General features: G+C 72.3%; 18 protein-coding genes. 5 read left to right on the top strand and 13 right to left on the bottom strand.

Annotation, left to right across the window (positions count from 1 at the left end):
- Position 1: 1 nt before the first annotated feature.
- The 4 genes from AAG895_RS01645 to AAG895_RS01630 all read right to left on the bottom strand — a co-directional run bounded on the left by AAG895_RS01645 (position 2) and on the right by AAG895_RS01630 (position 6,807).
- A complete protein-coding gene (locus tag AAG895_RS01645; protein WP_345793830.1) occupies positions 2–1,393 on the bottom strand; it encodes a GntP family permease in 1,392 nt (463 codons plus the stop codon).
- A 317-nt stretch (positions 1,394–1,710) separates the two neighbouring features.
- Positions 1,711–3,252: a sigma 54-interacting transcriptional regulator gene (locus AAG895_RS01640; RefSeq protein WP_345793829.1), complete on the bottom strand. Its 1,542-nt coding sequence runs from the start codon at positions 3,250–3,252 to the stop codon at positions 1,711–1,713.
- A 182-nt stretch (positions 3,253–3,434) separates the two neighbouring features.
- The gene (locus AAG895_RS01635; protein ID WP_345793828.1) at positions 3,435–5,573 is read right to left on the bottom strand and encodes an ATP-dependent helicase; all 2,139 of its coding nucleotides are present in this window, start codon (positions 5,571–5,573) and stop codon (positions 3,435–3,437) included.
- Between the two features lie 103 nt (positions 5,574–5,676).
- Positions 5,677–6,807, bottom strand: coding sequence for a tetratricopeptide repeat protein (locus tag AAG895_RS01630; protein WP_345793827.1), 1,131 nt, complete (start codon positions 6,805–6,807; stop codon positions 5,677–5,679).
- Between the two features lie 176 nt (positions 6,808–6,983).
- Here AAG895_RS01630 and AAG895_RS01625 point away from each other — a divergent pair, with 176 nt between their 5' ends.
- Complete coding sequence (locus tag AAG895_RS01625) at positions 6,984–7,730, top strand: AraC family transcriptional regulator (protein WP_345793826.1); 747 nt, start codon at positions 6,984–6,986, stop codon at positions 7,728–7,730.
- Here AAG895_RS01625 and AAG895_RS01620 read toward each other — a convergent pair.
- Positions 7,727–9,433 (bottom strand): diguanylate cyclase, encoded by a 1,707-nt coding sequence (locus tag AAG895_RS01620; RefSeq protein WP_345793825.1) that lies wholly within the window; start codon positions 9,431–9,433, stop codon positions 7,727–7,729. The two genes, AAG895_RS01625 and AAG895_RS01620, sit on opposite strands and share 4 nt — an antisense overlap.
- A gap of 341 nt (positions 9,434–9,774) precedes the next feature.
- Between AAG895_RS01620 and AAG895_RS01615 the strand changes: the two genes are divergently transcribed.
- A complete protein-coding gene (locus tag AAG895_RS01615; protein WP_345793824.1) occupies positions 9,775–11,040 on the top strand; it encodes an SUMF1/EgtB/PvdO family nonheme iron enzyme in 1,266 nt (421 codons plus the stop codon).
- Here AAG895_RS01615 and AAG895_RS01610 read toward each other — a convergent pair.
- Positions 10,961–12,106, bottom strand: coding sequence for a glycosyltransferase family 4 protein (locus tag AAG895_RS01610; RefSeq protein WP_345793823.1), 1,146 nt, complete (start codon positions 12,104–12,106; stop codon positions 10,961–10,963). The two genes, AAG895_RS01615 and AAG895_RS01610, sit on opposite strands and share 80 nt — an antisense overlap.
- A complete protein-coding gene (locus AAG895_RS01605; RefSeq protein WP_345793822.1) occupies positions 12,100–12,528 on the bottom strand; it encodes a hypothetical protein in 429 nt (142 codons plus the stop codon). Before AAG895_RS01605 ends, AAG895_RS01610 begins: the two co-directional genes overlap by 7 nt.
- 192 nt (positions 12,529–12,720) lie before the next feature.
- Here AAG895_RS01605 and AAG895_RS01600 point away from each other — a divergent pair, with 192 nt between their 5' ends.
- A complete protein-coding gene (locus AAG895_RS01600) occupies positions 12,721–13,323 on the top strand; it encodes a hypothetical protein (RefSeq protein ID WP_345793821.1) in 603 nt (200 codons plus the stop codon).
- An 84-nt stretch (positions 13,324–13,407) separates the two neighbouring features.
- Positions 13,408–18,963 (top strand): CHAT domain-containing protein, encoded by a 5,556-nt coding sequence (locus tag AAG895_RS01595; protein WP_345793820.1) that lies wholly within the window; start codon positions 13,408–13,410, stop codon positions 18,961–18,963.
- A 57-nt stretch (positions 18,964–19,020) separates the two neighbouring features.
- On the opposite strand, the gene AAG895_RS01590 is transcribed toward AAG895_RS01595, so the two are convergent.
- The 3 genes from AAG895_RS01590 to AAG895_RS01580 all read right to left on the bottom strand — a co-directional run bounded on the left by AAG895_RS01590 (position 19,021) and on the right by AAG895_RS01580 (position 21,599).
- A complete protein-coding gene (locus tag AAG895_RS01590; protein WP_345793819.1) occupies positions 19,021–19,668 on the bottom strand; it encodes an alpha/beta hydrolase in 648 nt (215 codons plus the stop codon).
- 45 nt (positions 19,669–19,713) lie between these two features.
- Positions 19,714–20,613, bottom strand: a complete 900-nt coding sequence (locus tag AAG895_RS01585) for an LOG family protein (RefSeq protein ID WP_345793818.1) — start codon at positions 20,611–20,613, stop codon at positions 19,714–19,716.
- An 83-nt stretch (positions 20,614–20,696) separates the two neighbouring features.
- Complete coding sequence (locus tag AAG895_RS01580; protein WP_345793817.1) at positions 20,697–21,599, bottom strand: LysR family transcriptional regulator; 903 nt, start codon at positions 21,597–21,599, stop codon at positions 20,697–20,699.
- A 95-nt stretch (positions 21,600–21,694) separates the two neighbouring features.
- Between AAG895_RS01580 and AAG895_RS01575 the strand changes: the two genes are divergently transcribed.
- Positions 21,695–22,636, top strand: a complete 942-nt coding sequence (locus tag AAG895_RS01575) for an AEC family transporter (protein ID WP_345793816.1) — start codon at positions 21,695–21,697, stop codon at positions 22,634–22,636.
- 19 nt (positions 22,637–22,655) lie between these two features.
- On the opposite strand, the gene modC is transcribed toward AAG895_RS01575, so the two are convergent.
- From modC to AAG895_RS01560, 3 genes are all read right to left on the bottom strand, one after another.
- Positions 22,656–23,780 carry a molybdenum ABC transporter ATP-binding protein gene (gene modC / locus AAG895_RS01570; RefSeq protein ID WP_345793815.1) on the bottom strand — a complete coding sequence of 375 codons (1,125 nt, stop codon included), beginning with the start codon at positions 23,778–23,780 and terminating at the stop codon, positions 22,656–22,658.
- Positions 23,781–23,832: 52 nt separating this feature from the next.
- Positions 23,833–24,795: a PHB depolymerase family esterase gene (locus tag AAG895_RS01565; protein WP_345793814.1), complete on the bottom strand. Its 963-nt coding sequence runs from the start codon at positions 24,793–24,795 to the stop codon at positions 23,833–23,835.
- A gap of 148 nt (positions 24,796–24,943) precedes the next feature.
- Positions 24,944–25,177, bottom strand: a complete 234-nt coding sequence (locus tag AAG895_RS01560) for a hypothetical protein (RefSeq protein WP_345793813.1) — start codon at positions 25,175–25,177, stop codon at positions 24,944–24,946.
- Between the last annotated feature and the right edge of the window lie 55 nt (positions 25,178–25,232).

Here is a 25,232-nt window from a genome sequence, read left to right as displayed (position 1 = left end):
CTCAGAAGTTGCCGAACAGCGTACCGAGGGTGATCACCACCGCCAGCGCGAGGAGCGGGAACACCACCGTGTTCATCGCGATGAAGCCGTAGGACTCGCGGTGGGTCAGGCGGCAGATCGCCAGCAGCGAGATCACCGCGCCGTTGTGCGGCAGCGTGTCCATGCAGCCCGAGGCCATGGCGGCGACGCGGTGCAGCAGCTCGGGGCTGATGCCGGCGGCGGTGGCCATGGCGAGGTACTCGGCACCCAGCGTCTTGAGCGCGATCGACATGCCGCCCGAAGCCGAGCCGGTGATGCCGGCGAGCACGTTCACCGCCACCGCCTCGGAGATCAGCGGGTTGCCCGGCGCGATGCCGAGCACCAGGTCGCGGATCACCACGAAGCCGGCGAGCGAGGCGATGACGGTGCCGTAGCCGACCTCGGTGGCGGTGTTGAGGATCGGCAGCATGGAGCCGAAGGAGCCCTCGTTGACGGTCTTCATCAGGTTGGCCCAGCGCGTCCAGTGCAGCGCCACCAGCAGCAGCACCGCCGCCGACAGCGCGACGATGATCGACCAGATGCCGATCAGCGAGCGCGCGTCCTGCAGGCCGCCGAACTCGGGCTTGGCGAGGTAGCTGTGGTCGAGGCCCGGCAGCACCTGCTTGGCCATCACGAAGTTGAGGCCGATCACCACCAGGATCGGCAGCAGCGCGATCCAGAAGCCTGGACGCGGCGCATCGGCGGGCTCGCTGTCGGGCTCGCCGCTGTGGTGGCCGTAGCCTTCGCCCGCGGCCATCAGCTTGCGCTGCTGGGCACTCAGCCACCAGGTGCCGAGGCCGAGCATGATCAGGCCGCCGATCAGGCCGAGGCCGGGCGCGGCGAAGGCATCGGTGCCGAAGAAGGGGCTGGGGATGGCGTTCTGGATCGCCGGCGTGCCGGGCAGCGCGGTCATCGTGAAGGTGAAGGAGCCGAGCGCGATCGCCGCCGGGATCAGGCGCTTGGGGATCCCCGCCTCGCGGAAAAGCGCGGCGCCGATCGGATACACCGCGAAGGCGACCACGAACAGCGACACGCCGCCATAGGTCAGGATGCCGCAGGCGAGCACGATCGCCAGGATCGCGCGCTGGCTGCCCACTTTCTCGACGATGGCGTGCGCGATCGCGCGCGCCGAGCCGGAGTCGTCCATCAGCTTGCCGAACAGCGCGCCGAGCAGGAACAGCGGGAAGAACTGGATCACGTAGCCGCCCATGGCCTTCATGAAGACCTGGGTGTAGGTCGGCAGCAGCATCGCCGCCTCGCCCGACGTCAGCACGGCGAACAGCGCCAGCAGCGGCGCGAGCAGCAGGACGCTGATGCCGCGGTAGGCGAGATACATCAGCAATACGAGGGACAACAGAATGCCTAGGGTGCCCATGGGGCGTCCTCCTCCTGGATTGGTTTTTGGGTATCGGTATCGGCCGCGGACGTCGCCGCGGTGCGGGCAATCAACAGCAGCATCCGTGCCAGGTCCTGCACGCTGCGGCCGGAACAGGGCCCCGAACAGGCGCAAACAGGCCTGGATCGCATGCGCTGATTGGGTTATCGATCCGCCTTATTACCGCCCGTCATAGCCAGACGACACGCATGCGGACGCATTGAAGGCTCCAGCTTTCAAGACATGTCCAGGATTCAGGACACCCAGAAGCAATCAATCCAGATTTCTGGACACCCCGACGCGGGGCAGCACAGGGCTCAGCGCGTGATGCCGTGCTGCTGCAGCTTGGCGTAGAGGCCGGCGCGCGAGATGCCGAGCCGGCTGGCGGCGAGGCGGCGATTGCCGCCGCAGGCCTGCAGCGCCGCCCGCAGCGCCACGCGTTCGGCATGCGCGAGGGCGTCGGCGAGCGGCACGACGCCCTCTCCGGGGCGCGCGTCCGGCGTGGCCGCCCGAATTGCGTCCTGCCCTGCGTCGGGCCTTGCGCCCAATGACGCGTCCGGCGCGGCCCCTGCGCGTGCAGCCGCGACGGGCATGGCCAGCACCGCCCCGGCCGTGCCGAGCAGGGCCGCCAGCGCCGCGGCATCCAGCGGCCCGCTGTCGGCGCTCAGCTGGGCGCGCTCGAGCAGGTTGCGCAGCTGGCGCACGTTGCCCGGCCACGGCTGGGCCGCAAGCAGCGCCAGCGCGTCGTCGGCAAGCTCCAGCGGACGCTGGCCGGAGCGCGCCGCGATGTCGTCGAGCAGGGCCTCGACCAGGGCGCCGATGTCCTCGCGCCGCTCGCGCAGGCTGGGCACGCGCAGCGCCAGCACGTTGAGACGGTAGAACAGGTCGGCGCGGAAGCTGCCCTCGGCCACCCGCGCCTCGAGGTCCACATGGGTGGCGGCGATCACGCGCACGTCGAGCGGGCGCACCTGGTTCGAGCCGAGCGGCTCGACCTGCTGCTCCTGCAGCACGCGCAGCAGCTTGACCTGCAGCGGCAGCGACAGGTCGCCGATCTCGTCGAGGAACAGGGTGCCGCCGTTGGCGAGCTCGAACTTGCCCAGCCGCGCCTTGCGGTCGGCGCCGGTGAAGGCGCCCGGCGCGGTACCGAAGAGCTCGGCCTCGACCAGGTTGTCGGGCACCGCCGCCATGTTCACCGCGACGAAGGGCCCATTGGCGCGCGCCGACAGGTTGTGGATGCCCTGCGCGAGCAGCTCCTTGCCGGTGCCGGTCTCGCCGCGCAGCAGCACCGTGGCGTCGAGCTGGGCGGCGCGGCGGGCCTGGCGCTTGATCTCGGTGGCGACCGCGCTGGTGCCGATGAAGTTGGCGATCGTGTAGCGCGCGCGGCGCGCCTGCAGCAGCGCGCGCTCGGTCTCCGCGAGGCGCGCCTGCAGGCGGCCGTACTTCTCCATCAGCGGCTTCAGGTGACGGGCGCGATCGAACAACACGAAGCCGAGCGCGCCGACCACCTGGCCATCGTCGGCGCGCAGCGGGATGCGGGTGACGACGAAGTGCTCGTCGCCGAAGGGCATCAGGTCGAGCAGGCTGGGCTCGCCGCTGTCGACCACCTCGCGCAGCCGGCTCGCCGGCAGCACGTCCTCGATCTCGCGCCCGAGCGCGCTATGCCCGTCGGCCAGCCCGATCTTGCTCGCGTACTTGTCGCTCATCCACACGATGCGCGCCTGGCGATTGACCGCCACCGTGCCTTCGCACTGGGCATTGAGATGGTCGAACAGCAGCGGCATCGCCACCGCGCGGAAATGCTCGGGCGAGATGCCGATCTTGAGGCCGTTCTCGTCGAGGTCGGCGGCGGACAGACCCATGGGCAGGCTCGAGGGGACGGAAATGCGGCCGATTATGGGACCGCCCCCGAGCCGGGGCAACGCCGACCGCCAACGCAGCCCGCGGGAGCGGCGGCCAGTGGGTGCGGTGGCCCGCGAACGGGGCGCGTGCAGCCGGTGATGTTCGCGGGCAAGCCCGCTCCCACGGGGCGGCGCGCAGCGCTTCAGCGCCACATGTCGCGCATCTTCGCCGCGAGGTCGATCGCCGCCTGGCGGGAGGCGGGCGAGCCCTGCAGTTCGGGCGGCGGCGGCGGCCAGCTCAGCTGCTCGAAGTGGCCGAGCAGGCGGTTGGGGATAAAGCGCGTGCGTCCGGCATAGACGTGGCGGTCGCCCAGGCCCATCTGCTGCGTCACGTAGAAGCGCTGCGGCACGATCAGGTCGAGGTTGTCCTTCGCCCGCGTCATCGCGACGTAGAGCAGGCGGCGCTCCTCCTCGATCTCGGCGCTGTTGCGGGTGGCGACGTCGGACGGAATGCAGCCGTCGACCACGTTCAGCACGCTCACCGCGTTCCACTCCTGGCCCTTGGCCGAGTGCATCGTCGACAGGATCAGGTAGTCCTCGTCGAGCAGCGGCATGCCAGCCTCGCCGCTGGTGGCGCTGGGCGGGTCGAGGGTGAGCTCGGTGAGAAAGCGTTGGCGGCTCGGGCTGGTGGCGGCGATGCGGGCGAGCTGCTGGACGTCGAGCACGCGCAGCGCGAAGTCGTCGTACAGGCGCGGCATCTCGCCCTCGTACCAGCGGCAGGCGAGCTCGAAGTCCGCCGGCCATTGCGGGCGTTCGGCCAGGCGGTCGACGAGCGCCGCGAACGCCTGCCAGCCCGCGCGCGCAGCCTCGGGCACCGGCTGCTCGGCGAGCAGTGCGCAGCCCGCGGGCGCGGCGCAGACGTTGTCGAGCACGCGGCCGGCGGTCTTCGGTCCGATGCCGGCCAGGAGCTGGATGGCACGGAAACCCGAGATGCGGTCGCGCGGATTCTCGGCCCAGCGCAGCACCGCGAGCACGTCCTTGACGTGGGCGGCTTCGAGGAACTTGAGGCCGCCGAACTTCACGAAGGGGATGTTGCGCCGGGTCAGCTCCAGTTCCAGCCGCGCGCTGTGCGCCGAGGCGCGGAACAGCACCGCCTGCTGCTTGAGCTTGAGCCCCTCCTCGCGCCGCGCCAGCACGCCATCGACGACGAAGGCGGCCTGGTCGGCGTCGTCCTTGACCGACACCAGGCGCGGGCGCTGCGTCGATTCGCGCTCGGACCACAGGTTCTTGGTGAAGCGCTCGGCCGCCATCGCGATCACCGCGTTGGCCGCCTCCAGGATCGGCTTGGTCGAGCGGTAGTTCTGCTCCAGCGTCACCACCTGCGCCGGCGGATCGAAGGCGGCGGGGAAGTCGAGGATGTTGCGCACGGTGGCACCGCGAAAGGCGTAGATCGACTGCGCGTCGTCGCCGACCACGGTGAGGCCGCGGCCATCGGGTTTCATTGCGAGCAGGATCGACGCCTGCAGGGGGTTGGTGTCCTGGTACTCATCGACCAGCACGTGGTCGAAGAGGCCGCCGATCTCGGCACCGAGCGCCGGCTCGGCCACCATCTGCGCCCAGTACAGCAGCAGGTCGTCGTAGTCGAGCACCTGCTGCGCCTGCTTGGCCTCGACGTAGGCTCGAAACAGGCGCTTGAGTTCGTCCTCCCACTCCGCGCACCACGGGAAGTTCGCCTGCAGCACCTCGGCGAGCGGCGCCTGCGTGTTGACCGCCGCCGAGTAGATCGCCAGGCAGGTGCCTTTCTGGGGAAAGCGCTGCCGGGTCGCCGACAGGCCGAGTTCGTGGCGCACCAGGTTCATCAGGTCGCCGGAATCCTCGCGGTCGTGGATGGTGAAGCCCGGGTCGAGCCCGATGCGCCCGGCGTAGTCGCGCAAGAGGCGCGCGCCGATGGCGTGGAAGGTGCCCGACCAGTGCAGCTCGGCCTGCGCCAGCCCGGGCCTTCCCGCGGACGCCTGCGCCAGGATGCGACGCACGCGCCGGCCCATCTCGTCGGCCGCCCGGCGCGAGAAGGTGAGCAGCAGCATGCGCGAAGGGTCGGCTCCGTGGGCGATGAGGTGCGCCACGCGATGCGCGAGCGTGTTGGTCTTGCCCGAGCCGGCGCCGGCAATCACCAGCAGCGGCTGCGCCGGCCGCGGAAAGAGGCCCGTGGCGTTCGCATCGCCCGTGACCCCGTGCTCGACCGCCGCGCGTTGCGCCGGGTTGAGGCGGGCGAGCGGGTCGGAAGCGACAGGCTCGGGCGCTGCCGCGAGGGGCGCAGCAGTGGAAGAAGACGAAGGCGGCATGGCTGTAATTATATTCAGCCAATGCCGCCGACGATAGGCCACGAATCGGGCCCCTGGCGCGACCGCGCAGGTCGGTGCTGAAGGCCGCCCCGATGCGCCTGCCTCAAGCCGCTGCCCGCAGCGGCGCCGCGCGCTGCCGCAGCAGCCGGGTCAGCGGGCTGTGCGGGCGCGTGTCGACACGCTCGTTGCACAGCGCGACGGCGAGCGCCTGCTGGCCGTCACGCAGCGCGGCCTCGATCAGCGTCAGGTCGAGCACGCTGCGCTGCGCATGGCTGCCACCGAAGCGGTGGGCGATCTCGCGCACGTCGCGGATCAGGCGCACGGTCTCGGCATGGTGCCCCTCGCCGAAGGCGCGGATCGCCCGCGTCAGCGGTTGCCCCACCTCACGCGTGAAGGCGGCGTTGTCGCCGTCGCCCTGCATCGCCGCGCGCTGCGCCTCCAGCACCGTGTCGACCAGATCGAGACGCCCCGCACCGACGAAGGCCATGGTCGCGTGCACGTCGTTGAAGGCGTAGTTGCCGGCGGCGGCGAACGGCGCCCAGTCCTCGGCGAGCCGCTGCCAGCGCGAGCCGACGTCGATGCCGCGCAGGTGCAGGCGCCACAGCATGGCCGAGGCGTCGATCAGGTCCAGGATCACGGTCGAGCGCTCGCCGCGGATCGGCCCGTCGTACAAGGCCAGCACCTCGTCGATCTCGCCCAGCTCGAGGTGGTAGAGCGCGAGATGCCACCAGTTGTGCACGCGGAAGAAGCTGTCGGTGGACCAGGCCGCGGGGTCGGCGCGCATCCAGGCGATGCCGTCGCGCTCGCGGCCCTGCATCTCCATCACGTGCGCGACCGCGTGCTGGGCCCAGCCGTCGCGCGGCTCGAGTTCGACGCCGGCGCGCCCCTGCGCCTCGGCGCGGACGTAGTCGCCGCACTCCTCGAGACCGAAGGCGTGCATGCCGAGCACGGCGTGATGGCCCGCCATGGCGCGCGACCAGGCCGGCAGCCGCGAGGCCGCGAGCAGGCAGGCGCGCGCCACCGGGATGCCCGCCGGCTCGGTGCCGAGCAGGTGCAGCCAGGCCTTCAGCGCATGGGCCATGACGAAGTCGGGGCGCAGCGCGAGCGCGGCATCGACACTCGCCACCGGATCCTCGATGTAGCAGCGGAACTGGTGCAGGGCGCGCCGGTAGTGGGCGGCGCTGTCGGCATCGGCGCCGGTGCAGGCGAGGCCATGGTCGTCGTGGAAGCTCATCTTCGTTCTCCTTGCTGGGGTGGGGGTGACGCGCCTTCTACCCCCGGGAGAGCGAAGATCGGCCGGGGCGTGCGCGCAGTGCTAAGTTAAGTTCATGGCCGCATGGCCGATATGTCCGCGACGCCGGAAGTCTTGACCGCGGCGAAGCGGTCGACGTGGCGGCCGGCGAGATCGTCATGCTGCCGCGCAATGACGGCCACCTGCTGGCGAGCGCGCCGGGCCTGCGGCCGACGCCGATCGACCCCCACCTGCAGGCGCCCGACGCCGGCACGCCGGCCTCGCTGCGCCTGGGTGGCGGCGGCGAGCACACCCGCATCGTGTGCGGCTTTCTCGGCTGCGAGGCGCCGCACAACCCGCTCGTCGCCACCCTGCCGCCGGTGCTGAAGCTCGGCGTGCGCGACGGCACCGGCGGCGACTGGATCGAGAGTTCCTTCCGCCACGCCGCCGAGGAGTTCGCCGCAGGCGGCATCGGCTCGGCCGCGGTGCTCGGCAAGCTCGCCGAGCTGCTGTTCGTGGAGGCGGTCCGGCGCTACCTGGCGAACCTGCCCGCCGGCCACACCGGCTGGCTCGCCGGGCTGCAGGACCGCACGGTCGGGCGCGCGCTGGCGCTGCTGCACAGCCGTGTCGCCCATCCATGGACCACCGAGGAGCTGGCGCGCGCCGTGGGCCTGTCGCGCTCCGCCTTCGCCGAGCGCTTCACCGCCCTGCTCGGCACGCCGCCGATGCACTACCTGGCGAACTGGCGGCTGCAACTCGCCGCGCTGCGCCTGCGCGACAGCCCCGCGGCGACCGCGCAGATCGCCTTCGACATCGGCTACGACTCGGAGGCCGCCTTCTGCCGCGCCTTCAAGCGCGCCTACGGCACCACCCCGGCCGCGTGGCGGCGGCAGGGCGGGATCATGATCGGCAGGGGCGATACCTAGTCCGCCTTCACCCCTGCCGATGGTGTCGTGTCGCCACAGCAGACGCAGCCGCGCCCCACCCGCTTGGCCTCGTACATCCAGTGGTCGGCCTCGTCGATCAAGGCCTCGAGGTTCGCGTGGGTGCCGCGTTCGGCCACGCCGACGCTCGCGCTCAGGTGCAGGCGCTGGCCGCCGTGCTCGATGCGTACCGCGCGGATCGCCTCGAGCAGGCGCATGCCGGTGCGTCGCGCCTGCGCCAGGCGGGCATCGGGCATCAGCACGACGAACTCCTCTCCGCCCCAGCGCGCGACCAGGTCGGCCTCGCGGCAACCCTGCTCGAGCAGCCGCGCCACCGCGATCAGGGCGGCATCGCCGGCGGCGTGGCCATGGGTGTCGTTGAGCAGCTTGAAATGGTCGAGGTCGAGCACGATCGCCGCCAGCGGGCGCCCGCCCTGCTGGGTGGCCTGCCACAGCGCCGCCGCCGCCGCGCTGAAGGCGCGCCGGTTGCGCAGGCCGGTGAGCGGATCGGTCGCGGCGAGGTGCTCGGCGCGCTGGCGCTCCCCGCGCAGCCGCCGCATCCGGTACGCCAACGCCAGCGTCAGCACCGTGCCGTCGAGGGCGACGCCCGCCTCCGCGGCATGGAGCGCCCACGCCGAATACGGCAAGCCATGCCACACCGCGAAGGTGGTGATGGCGGTGCCCGCCATCGCGATCAACGCCCCGGCCAGGAAATACGGCGCGCCGATGCGCTCGCGGCGCACGCTGGCCACGCCGATCCACACCATCGCCAGCGCGAAGACCTGGGTGAACACGAAGGCGACCACCCCGGCCGCAGGCTGAAGGTCGAACGCCACGCACAGCGCCATCGCCAGCGCCCCCGCCACCATCAGCACGCGCACGAGGCGGTGCAGTCCGGGCAGGCTGCTGCGCAAGCCCAGGAAGCTGCTCGCGAAGCCGAGGCCCATGCAGCCGAACAGCACCATCAGCACCAGGATCGCGTAACGCTGGACCTCCGGCTGATCCGGCCACAGCCACACCTGGCCATGCCCCGAGTACGCCATGCTGAGCAGCAGGAAGCTGCCCACGTAGAGCACGTAGTCGCGCTGGCTGCGGTCGCGCAGGCCGACGTAGAGCATGGCGTTGTAGACGATCAGCGCCAGGAGGTAGCCGTAGAGCAGGCCATAACCGTAGTCGTGCGCACGCTGCGCCGCGGCGGCCGCGGCAGGCGTCAGCAGGCGCAACGGGACCACCAGCGGATCGGGGGAGGCCGCGCGCACGAGGATGTCGGTGACGCCTGGCGCGAAGTCATGGTCGAGCACGAAGCCGAGGCTACCCGTCGGCGGCAGCAAGCCCCTCTCGCCGTCCCCGGCGGCAAGGTGCGCGACCACCGCGTCGCCACGCAGCAGGTAGACGTCGACACGGTCGGTCCAGGGCGCGCCGACGACGATCTGCCGCCGCTGCGCCGCGGGCGTGTCGACCGCCAGGTGCAGCCACACCGGTCGGGCGCCGATGCCGAACTTGGGCACCGCGGCTGCGCCGGCAGCGAACTGTCCGCTGCGCTGCGCGGCAAGCGCCGCTTCCAGCGTGAGCGCTGCGTCACGCTCGACGAAGACGGTGGCCTCGCGCCCGAGGGGCCCGGTGCCCGCCGCATCGAGCGGCAGCGCCGCCGCCTGGCTGGCAAGACTCCAGCACAGGCACAGCAGACCGAGCAGGCAGAGGCGCATCCGCCGGCGGCAGCCTGCGCACGCGCGACCAAGGCCCGCCCAGCTCACGCTGCCCGCTCCCGCTGCCAACCGCCCATGACGCCACGCGCGGCCCGGGCACCCCCGCCTGCCTGCGCGGTCACCCCCTTCATCATCCCCGGCTCCCCCAGATGGAGCCCCATTCTAGAGGGGCGGCGCCGCCGCGGCCCAGGCATGCTTCACGGTCCGGTGCTGCAACTGCGGTCGGCGTGGCCGTGGGGCGGGAGGCATCCGGAGCGGTCGCGTCGGGACGGCGAACGCGTGCGGGCAGAGCGGACGGCCATGGTCTAAGTTGAGATCTCGCCCCCAATCGCTCAGCCACGATGTCAGGCATCTTCATCAGCTATCGCCGCGACGACAGCGCCGGCCATGCCGGCCGGCTGTACGACCGGCTCGAGCGCGAGTTCCCCGAGCTGCGCGTGTTCATGGACGTCGAGCGCATCGCCGCCGGCGAGGACTTCACCCGGGTGATCGACACCACCCTGCGCGCCTGCGAGGTCTGCCTCGTCGTGATCGGCACGCGCTGGCTGGCGACCGCCGACAAGTTCGGCCGCCGACGGCTCGACCAGCCCGACGACTGGGTACGGCTCGAGATCGCCGCCGCGCTGACCCGCGGCGTGCGGGTGATCCCGCTGCTGGTGGACGAGGCGTCCCTGCCGCCGCCCGAAGCCCTGCCGCCGGAACTGGCGCGCCTGTCCTCGCTCCAGGCCCATCCGGTGCATCACCTGAGCTTTCATCAGGACGTGGGCACGCTGATCGGGCGCCTGCGCGCGGCGATGGACGCGCACCGCAGCACGCTGATCGAGGCGGCCAGCCTGGCCGCGGGAACCGTGCGCGTGCATCCGCAGGACCAGCTCGACTACGTGTGGATCCCGCCGGGCGAGTTCTTCATGGGGCGGGTTCCGATCGACACCCTGAACGACGAGCGCTACGACGACGAGAGGCCCCGTCACCCGGTGCGCATCACGCACGGCTTCTGGCTTTCGCGCGGGCCGGTGACGGTCGCCGCCTACAAGCGCTTCGCGCTCGCCTGCGGGCAGCCGATGCCGCCGGCGCCCAAGCACAACCCGGGCTGGTCCAATATGGACCACCCCGTGTGCAACCTGAGCTGGGCCCAGGCGCGCGCGTACTGCGCCTGGGTCGGCGGCCGCCTGCCGAGCGAAGCGCAGTGGGAATACGCCGCCCGCGGCGGCCTTGCCGACCGCCTCTATCCCTGGGGCGACATCCTCGGTCCGGTCAATGCCAACTACGGCGACAACCACGACTGGGAGGGCACCACCTCGCCGGTGGGCAGCTTTGCCCCCAATGGCTTCAACCTGGTGGACATGGTCGGCAACGTCTGGGAATGGATCTCCGACTGGTACGACCCCGAGGTGTATCAGGGCCGTTCCTCGCGCGCGCCGACCGAGGACCCCGAGGTGTATGTCGACAAGCTGCACAAGAAGGTGGTGCGCGGCGCGTCGTGGGCATCGATCCCGGTGGAGATGCGCGTCTCCAACCGCGGCTTCTTCACCCCGGCGGATACGGTGCGGGATTTCGGCTTTCGCTGTCTGGTGGACGAGATTCCGGCAGCGCCGGTGCCGCCCTGAGTTCGGCGAACAGCGCGCAGTAGCGGCGCGCCATCGCCAGATCGGTGAAGGCTTCGAGGTAACGCTTGCGGGCGCCCGCACTCAGGGCGGCGAGGGCCTCGGGGGATGCCGCGTCCCAGCGCCGCATCGCCTCGCGGAACGCCTCGTAGCTCGTGTCCTCGCAGTAGAACGCATGCTCGCCGAGCACTTCGACCAGGCCATCGGTGCGCGGGCACACCACCGGAATGCCGCGCGCCGCCGCCTCCAGCGCGACCAGGCCGAAGGGCTCGTAGATGGTCGGCACGGCGAGCACGTCGATGGCGTCGAAGAAGGCCTCGAGCCGCGCACCGGCGCACCAGCCCAGAAAGCGTACGCGCTCGGCGAGCGCATGGCGGGCGAGCAGGTCGCGCGCGTAAGGGCTGAAGCCGCGCCCGGCGATGAGCACGCGGCGGGTCTCGAAGCCCGGCTCGGTCAGTATCCACTGCACGTATTCGGGATGCTTGCGCGGCACCAGGCGGCCGCAGAAGCCGAGCACCTGGCGGCCGCGCGGGGCGCGGTACGGCGCCGCGCAGCCCACGCCGTTGTGGATCACGCGCACCCGCGGGTTGAGGGCCTCGTAGCCCAGCGCCCGGTACTTGGCCAGCTCCGAGGCGGAGAGCAGCACCACGCAGCGGGCGAGCGCGATCATCTCCTCCTGGCCGCGCACCGCGCCGTGCAAGGCGACGCCGTTGGACAACTCCTCATGGGCGAGCAGCGAGTGCACCGTGAATACCGCGTGGCGACGGCGCAGCCGGGCGTGCAGGGCCGGGTTCTGCTGGTAGCTGTGCACGTGCAGCACGGGTGCGTCGAAGGCGTCGAGCTCGTGCGCGCCACCGACCACCACGTCGGGGAAGCGCGCCAGCAGGGCCTCGAGCTGCGCAGGGCGGTAAGCGTGGTCGGTGACGAACCACAGCGGCCGGACACCTTCCGCCCGCAGCCCGCTCATCAGGCTCTCCATGACCGTGCCGACGCCCCCCATGCGGTTGATGGGCATCTCGTTCGTCACTTCGATGACGTCGAAGCGGCGCTGCGTGGTGTTGGTCAGCATGAGGGCGCGGGCGCGAGCCGGGGCCGCGCGGGGTCGGCGAGGTCGAGCACGCCGAGACAGGCGATCGAGCGGCACTCCACCGGCCAGTTCTCCGCAGCCTCCCACTGGCCGTCGCGCCGGCGGCGCGCGAGGAAGATGCCCGCAAGGCATTCGTCCAGGTCAGGGTTCGCGTCCTCGACCCAGAAGTTCTGCACCACCACGATCCGGTACCGGTCCGGCTCCAGGCTGGTCAGGTCGATGCGCAGTTCGTGGTGCTGGATGAAGCACTGCCCAAGGTCGCGGAGACGGAAGGGCGGAATCACCAGCGCCGCCTTCTCCAGCCGCAGGGCCGGCGAACAGGTAGCCGGTGATTCGTGCCGTATCGGCGCCGCCGGACAGATGCCCGGGTCCATAAACACTTTCCAGTGCATGACCGTCGTCATACTTCACCATCACGATCGGATTCATCTGCCTGCCCGGGCGTACGCATGAAGGCAGGCTAGACACACACCGTCGTGGGCGCAAGTCGCAGCGCAACTGGCCAGCGCGGACACCGCGGCGCCTCGCAAGAAGGCGCGAGGCCTCCTATCATGCAGCGCAAGCCCGCCCCACCCGCCAGCCCCGTGGGAATCCTCATGCCCTCATCCTCTCGCGCCTCAAGCTGCCCGCCGCATCGCGTGATCCTCTTCGCCGGCCACATGGTCGACGCGCCAGGGCGCGCTGCGCCGCGCTTCCCGCCCGATCGCGTGCCCGAAGCCGGGCGCCGCATCGCAGCGGCGCTGGCCGAACTGCATGCCGGCCCTGGCGACCTCGGACTCACCCAGGGCGCCGCGGGTGGCGACCTCCTCTTTGCCGAGGCCGCACTTGCGTGCGCCATGCCGGTGCAGTTCCTGCAACCCTTCGCCGAAGCCGAGTTCATCGAGCGCTCCGTGCGCCCGGTGTGCGAGGGCGAGCAGTGGGTGGCACGCTACCGCGCGGTGGCCGGGCGCCTGCCCGCACCGCCACAGGCGATGCCGGCGGCGCCGGGGGAAGACAATCCGTATGAGCGCTGCAACCGCTGGCTGCTCGACACCGCGCTCGCCTGCGGCGGTGACCGCGTCTGGCTGCTCTGCCTGTGGGACGGCCAGAGCGGCGACGGTGCCGGCGGCACCGCGCACATGGTGGCCGAGGTGCAGCGCCATCACGGCCACGTCATCCATATCGACAGCCGCAGGCTGTGGCAGGCGGAGTCGCCGTGAACTAGGCTTGATCAGCATCGCACACGCCTGCATGGCAAAGGCATCGGACCGATGAACGCAACGGACACGCCCCCGGGAGGCCCCATGTCCCAACGCAGTTTCCTCATCCGCGGCAGCGTCCAGGCCCCCGATGGCGCCCTGCGCCCGGGCTCGGCCGACGCCCCGGCCCGCATCACCAGCCACCGCCTGCTCACCCCGGGGCGGGCGCGCGACGGCGTCACCGGCGAGCTGCGCGTCACCGCCGACGAGATCGTGCGCGTCGAACTCGACAACGGCTTCGAGCTATGGACCCGCGCCGACGCCCTGGTGCGCGAACACGGCCGCCGCAGCCTGGCGCGCGACGGCGGCGACGCCTGGGAGTTCGACAGCCTCGCGCCCGCCACCACCGACCCCAGCCGCGGCGAACGCGGGCTCGTCGGCCTGGGCATCCGCGTGCTCGAGTTCTTCGGCGTGCGTGTGGAAGAGCAGGCCGCGAGCAAGCTCGGGCGCTGGTTCGAGGACCGCAAGCTCGAGGGCGGCCGGCCCGGCCTGCATGCGCTGAACCTCGACGGCGACTTCGCGCTCAGCGCGCTCGCCGACGGCGAGACCCTGCCCGCCGGCCGCGGCCCGCTGCTCATCTTCCTGCACGGCACCGCATCGAGCACGCGCGGCAGCTTCGGCAAGCTGTGGGCGGCCGACAACGCCGCCGGCCGCGAGGCGCGCGCGCGCCTGGCCGGCGCCTATGGCGGGCGCGCATTCGCCTACGAGCACCGCAGCCTCACCGAGAGCCCGGTGCACAACGCGCTCGAACTCGTCCGCCGCCTGCCACAGGACGCCGAAGTGCATCTGGTCAGCCATTCGCGCGGCGGCCTGGTGGGCGAGCTGCTCTGCCTCGGCGAATGCGAGGGCGTGGCCGGCTTGCTCGACGACAGCCGCCTCGACACGCTGTTCGCCGCCGACCGCACGATCGCCGCCCAGCTCGGCCTGTTGCCGCTGTCGCCCGAGGCCCTGGCGGAGCGCGACGAAGCCTACGACCGCGACCGCGAGGCGCTCGCCGAACTCCTCGCCGAGCTCGCCACGCGCAAGCCGCGCGTCACCCGCTTCGCGCGCGTGGCCTGCCCGGCGCGCGGCACCACGCTCGCCTCCGGGCGACTCGATCGCTGGCTGTCGATGCTGAACTTCCTCGCCGGCAAGGCGCTCGGCGCGTCGCCCTTCGCCGACGCGTTCGAATTCCTCCTCGCCGTGGTCAAGGAACGCACCGATCCGCGCACCCTGCCCGGCCTCGAGGCGATGATGCCGGGCTCGGCGCTGACCAGGCTGCTGCACCACCCCGAGCTCGTATGCGCCGCCGACCTCAGCGTGATCGCCGGCGACGTCGAGGGCGACTCGGCCTGGCAGAAGATCAAGCTGCTCGTCACCGACTGGTTCTACGGCGCCGACCACGACCTCGTCGTCAACACCGGCTCGATGTCCGGCGGCCTGCGCCGGCTGCCGGGGCGCGCACGGTTCCGCCTCGACCGCGGCGCGCAGGTGAACCACTTCAGCTACTTCCGTAACGCCGACAGCGTGGGCTGGCTGGTCGCCGCGCTCACCCGTGGCGACAGCGACAACGCCAGCTTCCTGCCGATCGCCGAGGCGCCGCAGACGCCGCCGCGCTGGCGCCAGGCGGTCGAGCGCAGCCACGAGAAGCCCGGCGCCCGCCCGCTCGCGGTGGTGTTGCCGGGCACCATGGGGAGCACCCTGTCGGCCGCAGGGCGGCCGGTCTGGCTCGATTACCGGGCGCTGCTGCGCGGCGCGCTCGGCGAGCTCGCCATCGATCGCGGCGACATCGTCGCCGACCATGTCATCGACGACTTCTACGCCCCGCTGATCGAGTTCCTCGGTGCCAGCCACCGCGTCGAGGTGTTCGCCTACGACTGGCGGCTGTCGATCCGCGAGGCCGCGGCCCGTCTGGCGCGCGCGCTCGAGCAATGGCTGCCGCTGGCCGAGCAGGCCGGTCAGCCGGTGCATCTGGTGGCGCACTCGATGGGCGGCCTGGTGGTGCGCGCGATGATCGCCGACGGCGCGCGCGGCGCGGCGCTCTGGGAAAGGATCACCCGCCTTCCCGGCAGCCGCCTGCTGATGCTCGGCACGCCCAACGCCGGCTCCTACGAGGCCCTGCGCTGGCTCACCGGCTGCAACCCCACCCAGGCCCGGCTCGCCCTGCTCGACTTCACCCGCGGCGCCGACGAGATCGTCGACCTGGTCCGCCACTATCCCGGCCTCGTCGAGCTGCTGCCCTTCGGCGAACAGGATCCGGACTTCTCCGACCCGACGCGCTGGCGCAGCCTGCGCGAGAACCTGCAGGCGCGCTGGGAAACGCCGCCGGAGACGGCGCTGCGCAGCGCGCGCGAGACCTGGGCGCTGCTGCGCGCCGCCCGTCCCGACCCCGCGCACATGTGCTACGTCGCCGGCTGCCAGTCCGCCACCATCGTCGACTACCAGCTTGCCGACTATGGCCTCGAGGCCGGCGAGGCGGCCTGGCTCAGCGGCCGCAAGCGCCTCGCCTTCCTCGCCAGCCGCGAGGGCGACGGTACCGTGAGCTGGGCCTCGGGCCAGCTCGACGCACTGCCGACCTGGTACCTCGAGGACACCGCGCACGACGCCCTGTGCGTGCAGCAGCACGCTTTCGCCGCCTACCTCGACCTGCTGCAGACCGGGACCACCGCCCGCCTCGCGAAGGCGCCGCCGCTCCGCGCGCGCGCCGGCGGCGAGGAGGCGGCGCGCTTCGAACTCCCCGCCACGCCGCCCGCCGACGGCCTGCCCGCCGAGGACGAGCTGCGCAGCCTGGGCTTCGGCGGCGGGCTGCGCCGCGCCCCCGCCGGCGCCCGCCCGGCGGCGCCGACGATCGAGATCAGCGTGCGCCATGGCGACCTGTCCTATGCGCGCCACCCGGTGCTGGTCGGCCACTACCAGGGCGACACCATCGTCAGCGCCGAGGCCACCCTCGATCGCCAGCTCGACCACGCGCTGTCGCGCCGGCTCGAGCTCGGCCTCTACCCCGGGCGGCTCGACACCAATGCACTGTTCTTCAACGTGCGCCGCGACGCCAAGCCCGAGGGCGCGATCGTGGTCGGTCTCGGCCAGGTCGGCGAGCTCACCCCCGGCCTGCTCGAGGCCGGCGTGCGCGCGGCCCTGCTCGACTACGCGCTGCAGGTGTCGCAGTGGCCGAACGCCCGCTTCGGCCCGGTCGACGGCCCGCGCCGCGCCCCGGTGTCCTGCCTGCTGGTCGGCACCGGTGCCGGCGCGCTCACCGTGCGCGACTCGATCGAGGCCATCGTGCGCGCGACGATCGCCGCCAACGCGCAGCTGCAGGACGCCCGCCTCGACAAGCCGGTCAGCATCGACCGCCTCGAGTTCGTCGAGCTCTTCGCCGACGTCGCCATCACCGCCGCCGAGAGCCTGCGCGCCATCCTCGCCAACAGCCAGATCGCCGCCGCCGTGCGCTGGCCGGCCCGGGTGGTCGAGAGCGGCCGCGCCGGCTGCCGGCGGGTGCGCTTCGACGAGGCCCCGGAGTGGTGGCACCGGCTCGAGATCGTCGACGAGGACGGCCAGCGCAACGCGCTGCGCTTCATCTTCACCACCGACCGCGCACGCGCCGAGGAGACGCTCGCCACCGGCCAGCTCGCGCTCGCCGACGCCTTCATCCGCAGCGCCTCGAGCTCGCCGAGCGCCAACCCCGAGGCCGCGCGCACGCTGTATGAGATGCTGCTGCCGCTGCGTCTCAAGGAGGCCGCGCCGCGCCAGGGCGACCTGGTGCTGCTGGTGGACGCGTGCTCGGCCCGCTATCCGTGGGAGTTGCTCGAGAACCGCTGGAGCGACAACGGCCGCCCGCCCGCGGTCAATGCCGGCCTGGTGCGCCAGCTGCGCACCGCCGAATTCCGCGCCCGCCCGGCGCACGCCTTCGAGGCGCGCGCGCTGGTGGTCGGCAACCCCGACCTCGAGGACTGCCCCGACTTCCCGCCGCTGCCCGGCGCCCAGCACGAGGCCTTCAAGGTCGCCGCCCTGCTGCGCGGCCAGGGCTGGCTGGTCGATGACTGCATCGACCAGCGCGCCGACAAGATCATCGAGCGCCTGCACGGCGACGCCTGGCGCATCCTCCACCTCGCCGGCCACGGCGAGCACGAGCATGTGCTGCCGCCGCGCGCCGACCGTCCATGCAGCCGCAAGACGGACGCCGAACCCAGGCCGACCAAGGTCTCGGGGATGGTCATCGGCCGCGACATCTTCCTGACGCCGGGCGACATCGAGCAGATGCGCTGGGTGCCCGAGCTCGTCTTCATCAACTGCTGCCACCTCGGCAAGGCGGGTGCCGGCACCGACCGCGGCGCGCTCGCCGCCAACCTCGGCATGCAGTTCATCCGCATGGGCGTGCGCGCCGTGGTGGCCGCGGGCTGGGCGGTGGATGACGCCGCCGCGCTCGCCTTCGCCGACGCCTTCTACCGCCGCATGCTCGACGGCGAGGCTTTCGGCGAGGCGGTGCGCGCCGCGCGCGAGGAGGTGTGGCTGCGCTTCCCTGGCGTGAACACCTGGGGCGCCTACCAGTGCTACGGCGACCCGGCCTTCAGCCTGCAGCGCAACGGCACGCCGCGCCGCCGCCAGCGCCAGCCCTTCCACGCCCCCGACGAACTCGTCGTCGAACTCGACAACCTCACCCAGTGGCTGCGCGCCGGGGCCGCTGCGGCCGGACGCGACGAGGCCACGGCGGGGCGCATCAACGCCCTCCTCGCCCGCATTCCGGACACCGAGCGCGCGCGCTGGCTGGCGCGCGCCGACGTGGCTGCGGCGCTCGGCTTCGCGTGGGGTGAGGCGCGCTTCTGGGAGGCCGCGATCGAGCAGCTCGAACGCGCGCTCACCGCCGCCAAGGGCAACTGCCCGATGCGCGCCGTCGAACAGCTCGCCAACTTCCGCGTGCGCCTGGCCGCCGAGCAGTGGCAGGCGCAGCGTGCGCACGGCGGCGCATCCGCGGCCGACGCGGCGGCGCGCAAGGCGCGCATGCAGCAGGGCATCGACGATCTCGAGCTGCTGTGCGGGCGCGTACCCAGCACCGAACGCCTCGACCTGCTCGGCAGCGCCTACAAGCGCAGCGCCGTGGTCGCCGAGCGCGCGGCGGCGCGCCTGAAGGCGCTCGACGCCTGCGCGGCGGCGTACTGGGAATCCTTCGAGCTGGGCCGGGAGGCCGAGGCCTATCCCTTCACCAACTGGGCGAGCGCGGTGCTCCTCGCCCAGCGCCTCGACCCCGGGCGGCCCGACAGCTGGCGCGCGCCCCTCGCGCTGCAGCTCGCGCGCCTGCCGGAGGCGCTGCGCAAGCGCTACGCCGAGGCGCCCGATTTCTGGGACGGCGCCGCGCTCGCCGACCTCGAGCTCGTGCGCCTGCTCGACCAGTGCCTCGCGAGCGCACCACCCGCCGGCCGCCGCAGCCGCCAGGCCGACACCCTGCCCGCCGAATGCGCGACGCTCGCCGCGCAAGTCGGCGCCGGTTACCGCCGGGTGATCGGGCGCGGCGCCAGCCCGCGCGAGCGCGCCTCGGTGATCGAGAACCTCGACTGCCTGATCGCGCTCCTCGGCAGCGACCTGCCCGCCCTGCGCAAGGCGCTCGCCGAGATCCGCGACGGACTCTGAGCCCCCGCAGCGGCGGGGGCCGCCCCGCCGCCTGGCGTACCCGCCGCCGATCGGCGCTCAGGCGGCAGGCGGGGCGTGGTCGAAGGCGCCGGTATCGACGAAGCGCACGGCCTGCGCCAGGCAGGCCCGCGACCACAGCATCTGCATGTGCGTGACCGGCAGCACGATGTGATCGCGCGCCCCCGGCCAGCGCGTCTCGTCGACCGTCACCATGCCGTCGTTGGGCCGCGGCAGGCCGGGCACGATGCGCCCGAGACCGATCGGCAGGCTGCCCGCCACGACGCCGATCTCGAGCGCCGGATCCACCTCCGGCGGCGCCTGCGCCAGCCATTGCGGCAGCACCTGCCCGAGCGCATGGCGCAGCAGCGGCACGCGCAGGATCCGCTGCGCCGGGTAGGAACCGCGGGTCGGCGAACCGAGCAGCACGACGCGGCCGACCCCCTGCGGGCGATGGCGGGCGAGCATGAGCAGCGCGATGCAGCCGCCCAGGCTGTGGGCGACCACATGAAGGGGCCGGCGCTCGAGTCGCGCGATGCGCTCGGCCAGCCCGTCGGCCGCGCCCGCGAGCGATCCGCGCAGCGAGGGGTAGGAATACACGTGGCTGCGCCGGCCGGCCGCCAAGAGCCGGCGGCGGTGCAGCGCGAACACGCAGCCATGCATCCACAGCCCGTGCACGAAGAGGATGTCGGGAGGCGCCTCGTTCATCGCGCTAACCGCCACGGCCCGCGGCGGGGCACGGCGCTCGCGCGCTCAATTTCCCTTCAGCTGCCGCGCCGTGAGCGTGGGGTTGTCGCCGCTGTAGGCCGCCTTGATCGCATCCCAGGCCTCCTCGGCGGTCTCGGCGTAGTGGAAGAGGTTCTTGTCCTCCGGGCTGATCACGCCGTGCTCGACCAGCACGTCGAAGTCGATCAGGCGTTCCCAGAAGTCGCGCCCGACGAGCACGATCGGGCGGCGGCGGATCTTGCGCGTCTGGGTCAGCGTCAGCACCTCGAAGAGTTCATCGAGCGTGCCCAGCCCGCCGGGGAAGCTCACCAGCGCCACCGCGCGCATCAGGAAGTGCATCTTGCGGATGGCGAAGTAGTGAAACTGGAAGCACAGCTCGGGCGTGATGTAGGGGTTGGGCGCCTCCTCGAAGGGCAGGAAGATGCTCATCCCCATGCTGCGCCCGCCGGCCTCGAAGGCGCCACGGTTGCCCGCCTCCATGATCCCGGGCCCGCCGCCGGTGGCGACGATCACCGGCTCGCCCAGCGCCTCGGCCTCGCGCGTCACGAGCTCGCCGAAGCGGCGCGCCTCGGCGTACCAGCGCGCGTTCCTGACCATCTGCTCGGCGCGGCGGATCGCCGCCTCGTCGCGGCTCGCCACCGCATCCTCGAGCATCTTGGCGGCCACGTCGGGCGCCTTGAAGCGCGCGCTGCCGAACACGACCACGGTCGATTCCACCCCCTGCTCCTGCTGCACCAGCTCGGCCTTGAGCAGCTCGAGCTGCAGCCGCACCGGGCGCAACTCCTCGCGCAGCAGGAAGTCGGTGTCGGTGAAGGCCATGCGGAAGGAACTGCCGGGGCCGTCGTAGCGCCCGTGGGGCTGGGCGGCGCGCGCCTCGTCTTCGGCGGAGGGGAAGTTGCGGGCGCGCAGGGGGGTGTTCTTGCTCATCGGAAAATCCATCCGGTTCGGGGACCCGCATCATCGCATCCGTGCATGACAGGACGCGAGCCCCCGCCGCCGCGAGCGCACGATCAATCCCCGCCCGCCCCCTCCGCGCCGAAGGCGCGCGCGCAGTCGAGAAAGCGCGCCAGGCAGGGGTTGGCATTGTGCGCGGCCCAGATCACGCCCTGCTCGATCACGCGCGGCGACGAGATCGGCCGGAACACCGCGCCCGGCAGTTGCATCCGGCTCATCGAGCGCGGCACCAGCGACACGCCGAGGCCTTCCGCCACCAGGTTGACGATGGTCTGCTGCAGGTGGGTCTCGAGCCGGATGCGCGGTTCGAAGCCGTGCTCGCGGCAACACCCGGCCACCAGCGCGTGCAGCGCCGGCGCGGTAGCGGCGGGAAAGGTGATGAAGGGTTCGTCGGCCAGCTCGCCCACCGCCACCACCGCGCTTGCGGCCAAGCGATGGCCTGTCGGGAGCACCGCCCACAACGGTTCCGTATGCACCCGCAGGTACTCGAGCCCGTCGGGGCGCTGCCACGGGAAGGCAATACCCACATCGGCGCGGCCAGAGAGCAGGGCCTCGTCGAGCTCGCGCGGCACCACCTCGCTCAACTGGATCTCGGCGGCGGGGAAGGCGTCGCCATAGCGCCGGATCAGCGCCGGCAGCACGTTCCACGCCGCGCTCATGGTGAAGCCGACGCGCAGCACGCCACGCTCGCCGCGCGCGGTAGCCTGGGTGCTGCGCACCGCGCCATCGAGCGCAGCGAGGACACGCACCGCGTGCCCGTGAAAATGCCGCCCGGCCGCGGTCAGCTCGACCTGGCGCGAGCTGCGCACGAACAGCGCGACACCGAGCGTGTCCTCGAGCGCGGCGATCTGCCGGCTGAGCGGCGGCTGAGTGATGTGCAGCTGGGTGGCGGCACGGCCGAAATGCAGCGTGTCGGCCAGCGTCACGAAGTAGCGCAACTGGCGAAGCTCGATCGTCATCGATACGTCTTGAGTATCAATTAAAGCAACATATGGAATTGGACGGTATCGATCGACACCCTTACGCTTGACTCAACACCTCGGGAGTCACGCGCATGTCCGCCATCGTCAACGTTGTCCTGCCCATCTTCGGCCTCATCCTGGCCGGCTACGTCTGTCGCCGCAGCGGCCGCCTGGGCGAGACGGCGTCGAACGAGCTCAGCCGTTTCGTGGTCTGGCTGGCGCTGCCGGCGCTGCTGTTCAATGTAACCGCCACCGCGAGCTGGGAACAGCTCTGGCAGCCGGGCTTCATCGCATCGGTATGTGCCGGCTGCGCGCTGGTGTTCGCGGCCACGGTGGCGTTGCGCGTGCGCAAGTCGGGCCGGCTGGTCGACGCCAGCATCGATGGCCTGAGCGCGGCCTACGCCAACACCGGCTTTCTCGGCATCCCGCTGTGCGCGCTGGTGTTCGGCGACGCCGGCTTGATGCCGGCAATCGTCGCCACCCTGATCGTGGCCTGCCTGCTGTTCGCAGTCGGCATCGTGCTGGTCGAGATCGGCCTGCAGAAGGAGAAGCTTCCGCTGCGCGCGCTTGCCAAGGTCGTGCGAGCGCTCGCCGCCAACCCGCTGCTGGTCGCGCCGGTGCTCGGCTGCACCTGGGCGGCCTTCGGTGCCGAGCTGCCCGCCTCCGCCGCCCGCTTCCTGTCCCTGCTCGGCGCGGCGGCGACGCCCTGCGCGCTGGTGTCGATCGGCCTCTTCCTCGCCCAGAAGCACGAGGGGCAGCACGACGGCGCAACCGGGCTGGTGCTCGCCAAGCTGCTGTTGCAGCCAGCGATCACCGCCTTTCTCGCCTTCCGCGTGTTCGAGCTGCCGGCGCTGTGGGCAGGCGCTGCCCTGCTGCTGAGCGCACTGCCAACCGGCACCGGCCCGTTCATGCTGGCGAGCTACTACGGCCGCGACGCCGCCCTGGTCGCGCGCGTGATCCTGCTCACCACGGTGGGGTCGGTGGTCACGGTGTCCATCTGCCTGAACCTGCTCGCCAACCTGGCGCCGGGGTGAGCGCACGGCGCGGACCCGCTTACCCCAGCAGCGCCACCGACTTGATCTGCGCCCACATCCGCAGCCCCGGGCGCAGCCCAAGCTGCGCGCTCGATCGCCGGGTGATGCGGGCGATCAGCGCGGTGCCGCCGGCGTCTAGGCCGACCAGGACGTGGGCTGGGGAATCGGCGCCGACCACTTCCTTCACCGTGACCGCGATCAGGTTGACGATGCTGGTGCCCTCCACCTTGTGGTCGGCGAGGCTGACGTCGCGGGCGTGGATGCGAAAGCGCAGGCGGCGGCCGAGCGCCGCCGGCTGGCGCTGCACCCACACCGCGCCACCGGGGAAGTCGAGCCGGGTGAGCTGGTAGTGGTCGTCGTGCTCGGCCACCGTGCCGTCGATGACCACGCCGGCGTCCTCGGTGAAGGCGGTCGGCAGATCCAGTCGCGCCAGGGTCGCGTGCAGCTCGCCGGCGGCCATCACCTTGCCGGCGCCGAGCATGACCACGTGGTCGGCCAGGCGCACGACCTCGTCGGGCGCGTGGCTGACGTAGAGCACCGGGATGTCGAGCTCGTCGTGCAGGCGCTCGAGGTAGGGCAGGATCTCCTGCTTGCGCTTGTGGTCGAGCGCGGCGAGCGGTTCGTCCATGAGCAGGATGCGCGGGCTGGTGAGCAGCGCACGCGCCATGCCGACGCGCTGGCGCTCGCCGCCGGAGAGTCGGTCGGGCATGCGTTCGAGCAGGGCCTCGATGCCGAGCAGGGTCACCGCGTGGTCGAGGCGCACCCGGCGCGCCGCCGCCGGGATGCGACGCAGGCCGAACTCCAGGTTGCGCCGCACCGACAGGTGGGGGAACAGGCTCGCCTCCTGGAACACGTAGCCGAGCGCGCGGCGGTGGGTGGGCACCCGCACGCCGCGCGCGTCGTCCTGCCAGCATTCGTCATTGACCACCAGGCGGCCGCGCGCCGCCGGCTCCAGCCCGGCGACGCAGCGCAGCAGCGTGGTCTTGCCCGAGCCGGAGTGGCCGAACAGCGCGGTGACGCCGCGGCCGGGCAGCTGCAGGTCCACCGCGAGCGTGAAGCCCGCATAGGCGACCTCGAAGCGCGCCTCGATGCCCGCGGCAGCCGCGCCGACGGCGTCCGTTCCCTTGCCGCACCTCGCTTCCATCACCCGCTCGCCTCCCGCACCCTGCATTGGAAATTCCGCCGCGCCCGCATGCCTAGCGTTTCGCGGCGCGCGCATTCGCCCCCTGCGTGGCCACGAAGCGCCCGATCAGGCGCGACGCATCCGGCCCCTTCTCGTCACTGAACAGCATGCCCGCAGCGCCGCCGCTCCAGGCGTGGCCGAGCGCTTCGACCTCGCACAGGCGCACGCACAGGCGCCGGCCGCGGCGGAAGTCGGTGACCGTCATCGGCCGCCGCGTGCCGCGCTGAATCTGCCGCGGGGGAGCCTGCGCCGCGCCCAGTGCGGCCGCCCACTGCTCGGCCGCTGCGTGCGCATTGCGCGGGGACACCACGCCGTCGTCGCGGCCATGGATCACCAGCAGGGGCGGCAGGTTCCCGGTGGCCAGGGCCACCACGGGCGGGTGCCGGCCATGCATGGCGGCGAGCGCACCGGCCGCCGAATGCGCGCTGCCCGGCGGCACGCCGGAATGCATCGCCAGCGCGCAGAAGCGTAACGGATAGGTGACCGCCAGCAGCGCCGCCATGCTCGCCCCGGCCGACAGCCCGGCGAGCGCCACCGCGTCACGGTCCACCGGATAGAGCAGGCAGGCCTGGTCGATGGCCGCCATCAGCGTGGCCGCCTCGGCGTCGGCGTGGCGGCTGCGGGTGTCGTACCAGTTCCAGCAGCCCTGCGGATTGGCGGCGCGGTCCTGCTCGGGATAGAGCACCAGGAAGCGTCCCTGCGCGGCAACGCGGTTCATGCGCGTGCTGCGTGCGAAGGCCGCGGCGGTCTGGCCGCAGCCATGCAGCATCACCAGCAGCGGCAGGCGCTCGTCGTTGCGCACGCCGGCGGGACGGAAGAGGAAGAAGCGGCGTAGGCCGGCGGGGCCGAGCGCCTGTCCGGGCAGCCAGTCGCCCGCGCCCGGAGGCGGCGCGCTCGCCGCCGCGACCGCCTCGACGGTGCGCGCCACCGCCTGCTCCGCGGCGCGGGCGCCCGCTCTCAGCGCGGTGCGCGTCATCGACGTCGCCGCCCGCTGCAGCGCGCGGGCGAGCGGCGCAGCGCGCGGGCGCCGGCTCACCCGGCCCGCCCCGGCCGCGATTGCGGTGCGGCGAGCGCCGCCACGCAGGCACGGGCGACGCACGGGCGCTGCGACCCGCGCCCCGGCTTCATCGCTCGCCGCGCTCCTCGCGCGCGACCGCCGACAGGTCGCGCAGATACCACGCGGCATAGCCGTAGCCGGCGAGGGCGACGAGCGCGGTGAACACCAGGCTGCCTTCGAAGGGCATGCCGGCCATCATGTTGCTGACCACGACGAAACTCAGGTAGAGGGCTGCGACCATGCCCCCGAAGATGCGGATGAGCGCGAAGGTCTTGCGTTGCTTGAGCGTGGGCTGGGCCATGGACGATGGGCGACGGAGCGCCGGGGCTTGGAAACAGCGCGCAGGGTAGCGGATT

The sequence above is a fragment of the Thauera sp. JM12B12 genome (assembly GCF_039614725.1).
Taxonomy (GTDB): Bacteria; Pseudomonadota; Gammaproteobacteria; order Burkholderiales; family Rhodocyclaceae; genus Thauera.
Note: the sequence above shows the minus strand (reverse complement) of the source record. Positions and strands in the feature narration are given on the sequence as shown.

What these genes read in the sequence shown, in the direction of transcription:
- AAG895_RS01645 (WP_345793830.1), bottom strand. Translation starts at nt 1,393, where the DNA reads ATGGGCACCCTAGGCATTCTGTTGTCCCTCGTATTGCTGATGTATCTC.
- AAG895_RS01640 (WP_345793829.1), bottom strand. Translation starts at nt 3,252, where the DNA reads ATGGGTCTGTCCGCCGCCGACCTCGACGAGAACGGCCTCAAGATCGGC.
- AAG895_RS01635 (WP_345793828.1), bottom strand. Translation starts at nt 5,573, where the DNA reads ATGCCGCCTTCGTCTTCTTCCACTGCTGCGCCCCTCGCGGCAGCGCCC.
- AAG895_RS01630 (WP_345793827.1), bottom strand. Translation starts at nt 6,807, where the DNA reads ATGAGCTTCCACGACGACCATGGCCTCGCCTGCACCGGCGCCGATGCC.
- AAG895_RS01625 (WP_345793826.1), top strand. Translation starts at nt 6,984, where the DNA reads ATGCTGCCGCGCAATGACGGCCACCTGCTGGCGAGCGCGCCGGGCCTG.
- AAG895_RS01620 (WP_345793825.1), bottom strand. Translation starts at nt 9,433, where the DNA reads ATGCGCCTCTGCCTGCTCGGTCTGCTGTGCCTGTGCTGGAGTCTTGCC.
- AAG895_RS01615 (WP_345793824.1), top strand. Translation starts at nt 9,775, where the DNA reads ATGTCAGGCATCTTCATCAGCTATCGCCGCGACGACAGCGCCGGCCAT.
- AAG895_RS01610 (WP_345793823.1), bottom strand. Translation starts at nt 12,106, where the DNA reads ATGCTGACCAACACCACGCAGCGCCGCTTCGACGTCATCGAAGTGACG.
- AAG895_RS01605 (WP_345793822.1), bottom strand. Translation starts at nt 12,528, where the DNA reads ATGACGACGGTCATGCACTGGAAAGTGTTTATGGACCCGGGCATCTGT.
- AAG895_RS01600 (WP_345793821.1), top strand. Translation starts at nt 12,721, where the DNA reads ATGCCCTCATCCTCTCGCGCCTCAAGCTGCCCGCCGCATCGCGTGATC.
- AAG895_RS01595 (WP_345793820.1), top strand. Translation starts at nt 13,408, where the DNA reads ATGTCCCAACGCAGTTTCCTCATCCGCGGCAGCGTCCAGGCCCCCGAT.
- AAG895_RS01590 (WP_345793819.1), bottom strand. Translation starts at nt 19,668, where the DNA reads ATGAACGAGGCGCCTCCCGACATCCTCTTCGTGCACGGGCTGTGGATG.
- AAG895_RS01585 (WP_345793818.1), bottom strand. Translation starts at nt 20,613, where the DNA reads ATGAGCAAGAACACCCCCCTGCGCGCCCGCAACTTCCCCTCCGCCGAA.
- AAG895_RS01580 (WP_345793817.1), bottom strand. Translation starts at nt 21,599, where the DNA reads ATGACGATCGAGCTTCGCCAGTTGCGCTACTTCGTGACGCTGGCCGAC.
- AAG895_RS01575 (WP_345793816.1), top strand. Translation starts at nt 21,695, where the DNA reads ATGTCCGCCATCGTCAACGTTGTCCTGCCCATCTTCGGCCTCATCCTG.
- modC (WP_345793815.1), bottom strand. Translation starts at nt 23,780, where the DNA reads ATGGAAGCGAGGTGCGGCAAGGGAACGGACGCCGTCGGCGCGGCTGCC.
- AAG895_RS01565 (WP_345793814.1), bottom strand. Translation starts at nt 24,795, where the DNA reads ATGACGCGCACCGCGCTGAGAGCGGGCGCCCGCGCCGCGGAGCAGGCG.
- AAG895_RS01560 (WP_345793813.1), bottom strand. Translation starts at nt 25,177, where the DNA reads ATGGCCCAGCCCACGCTCAAGCAACGCAAGACCTTCGCGCTCATCCGC.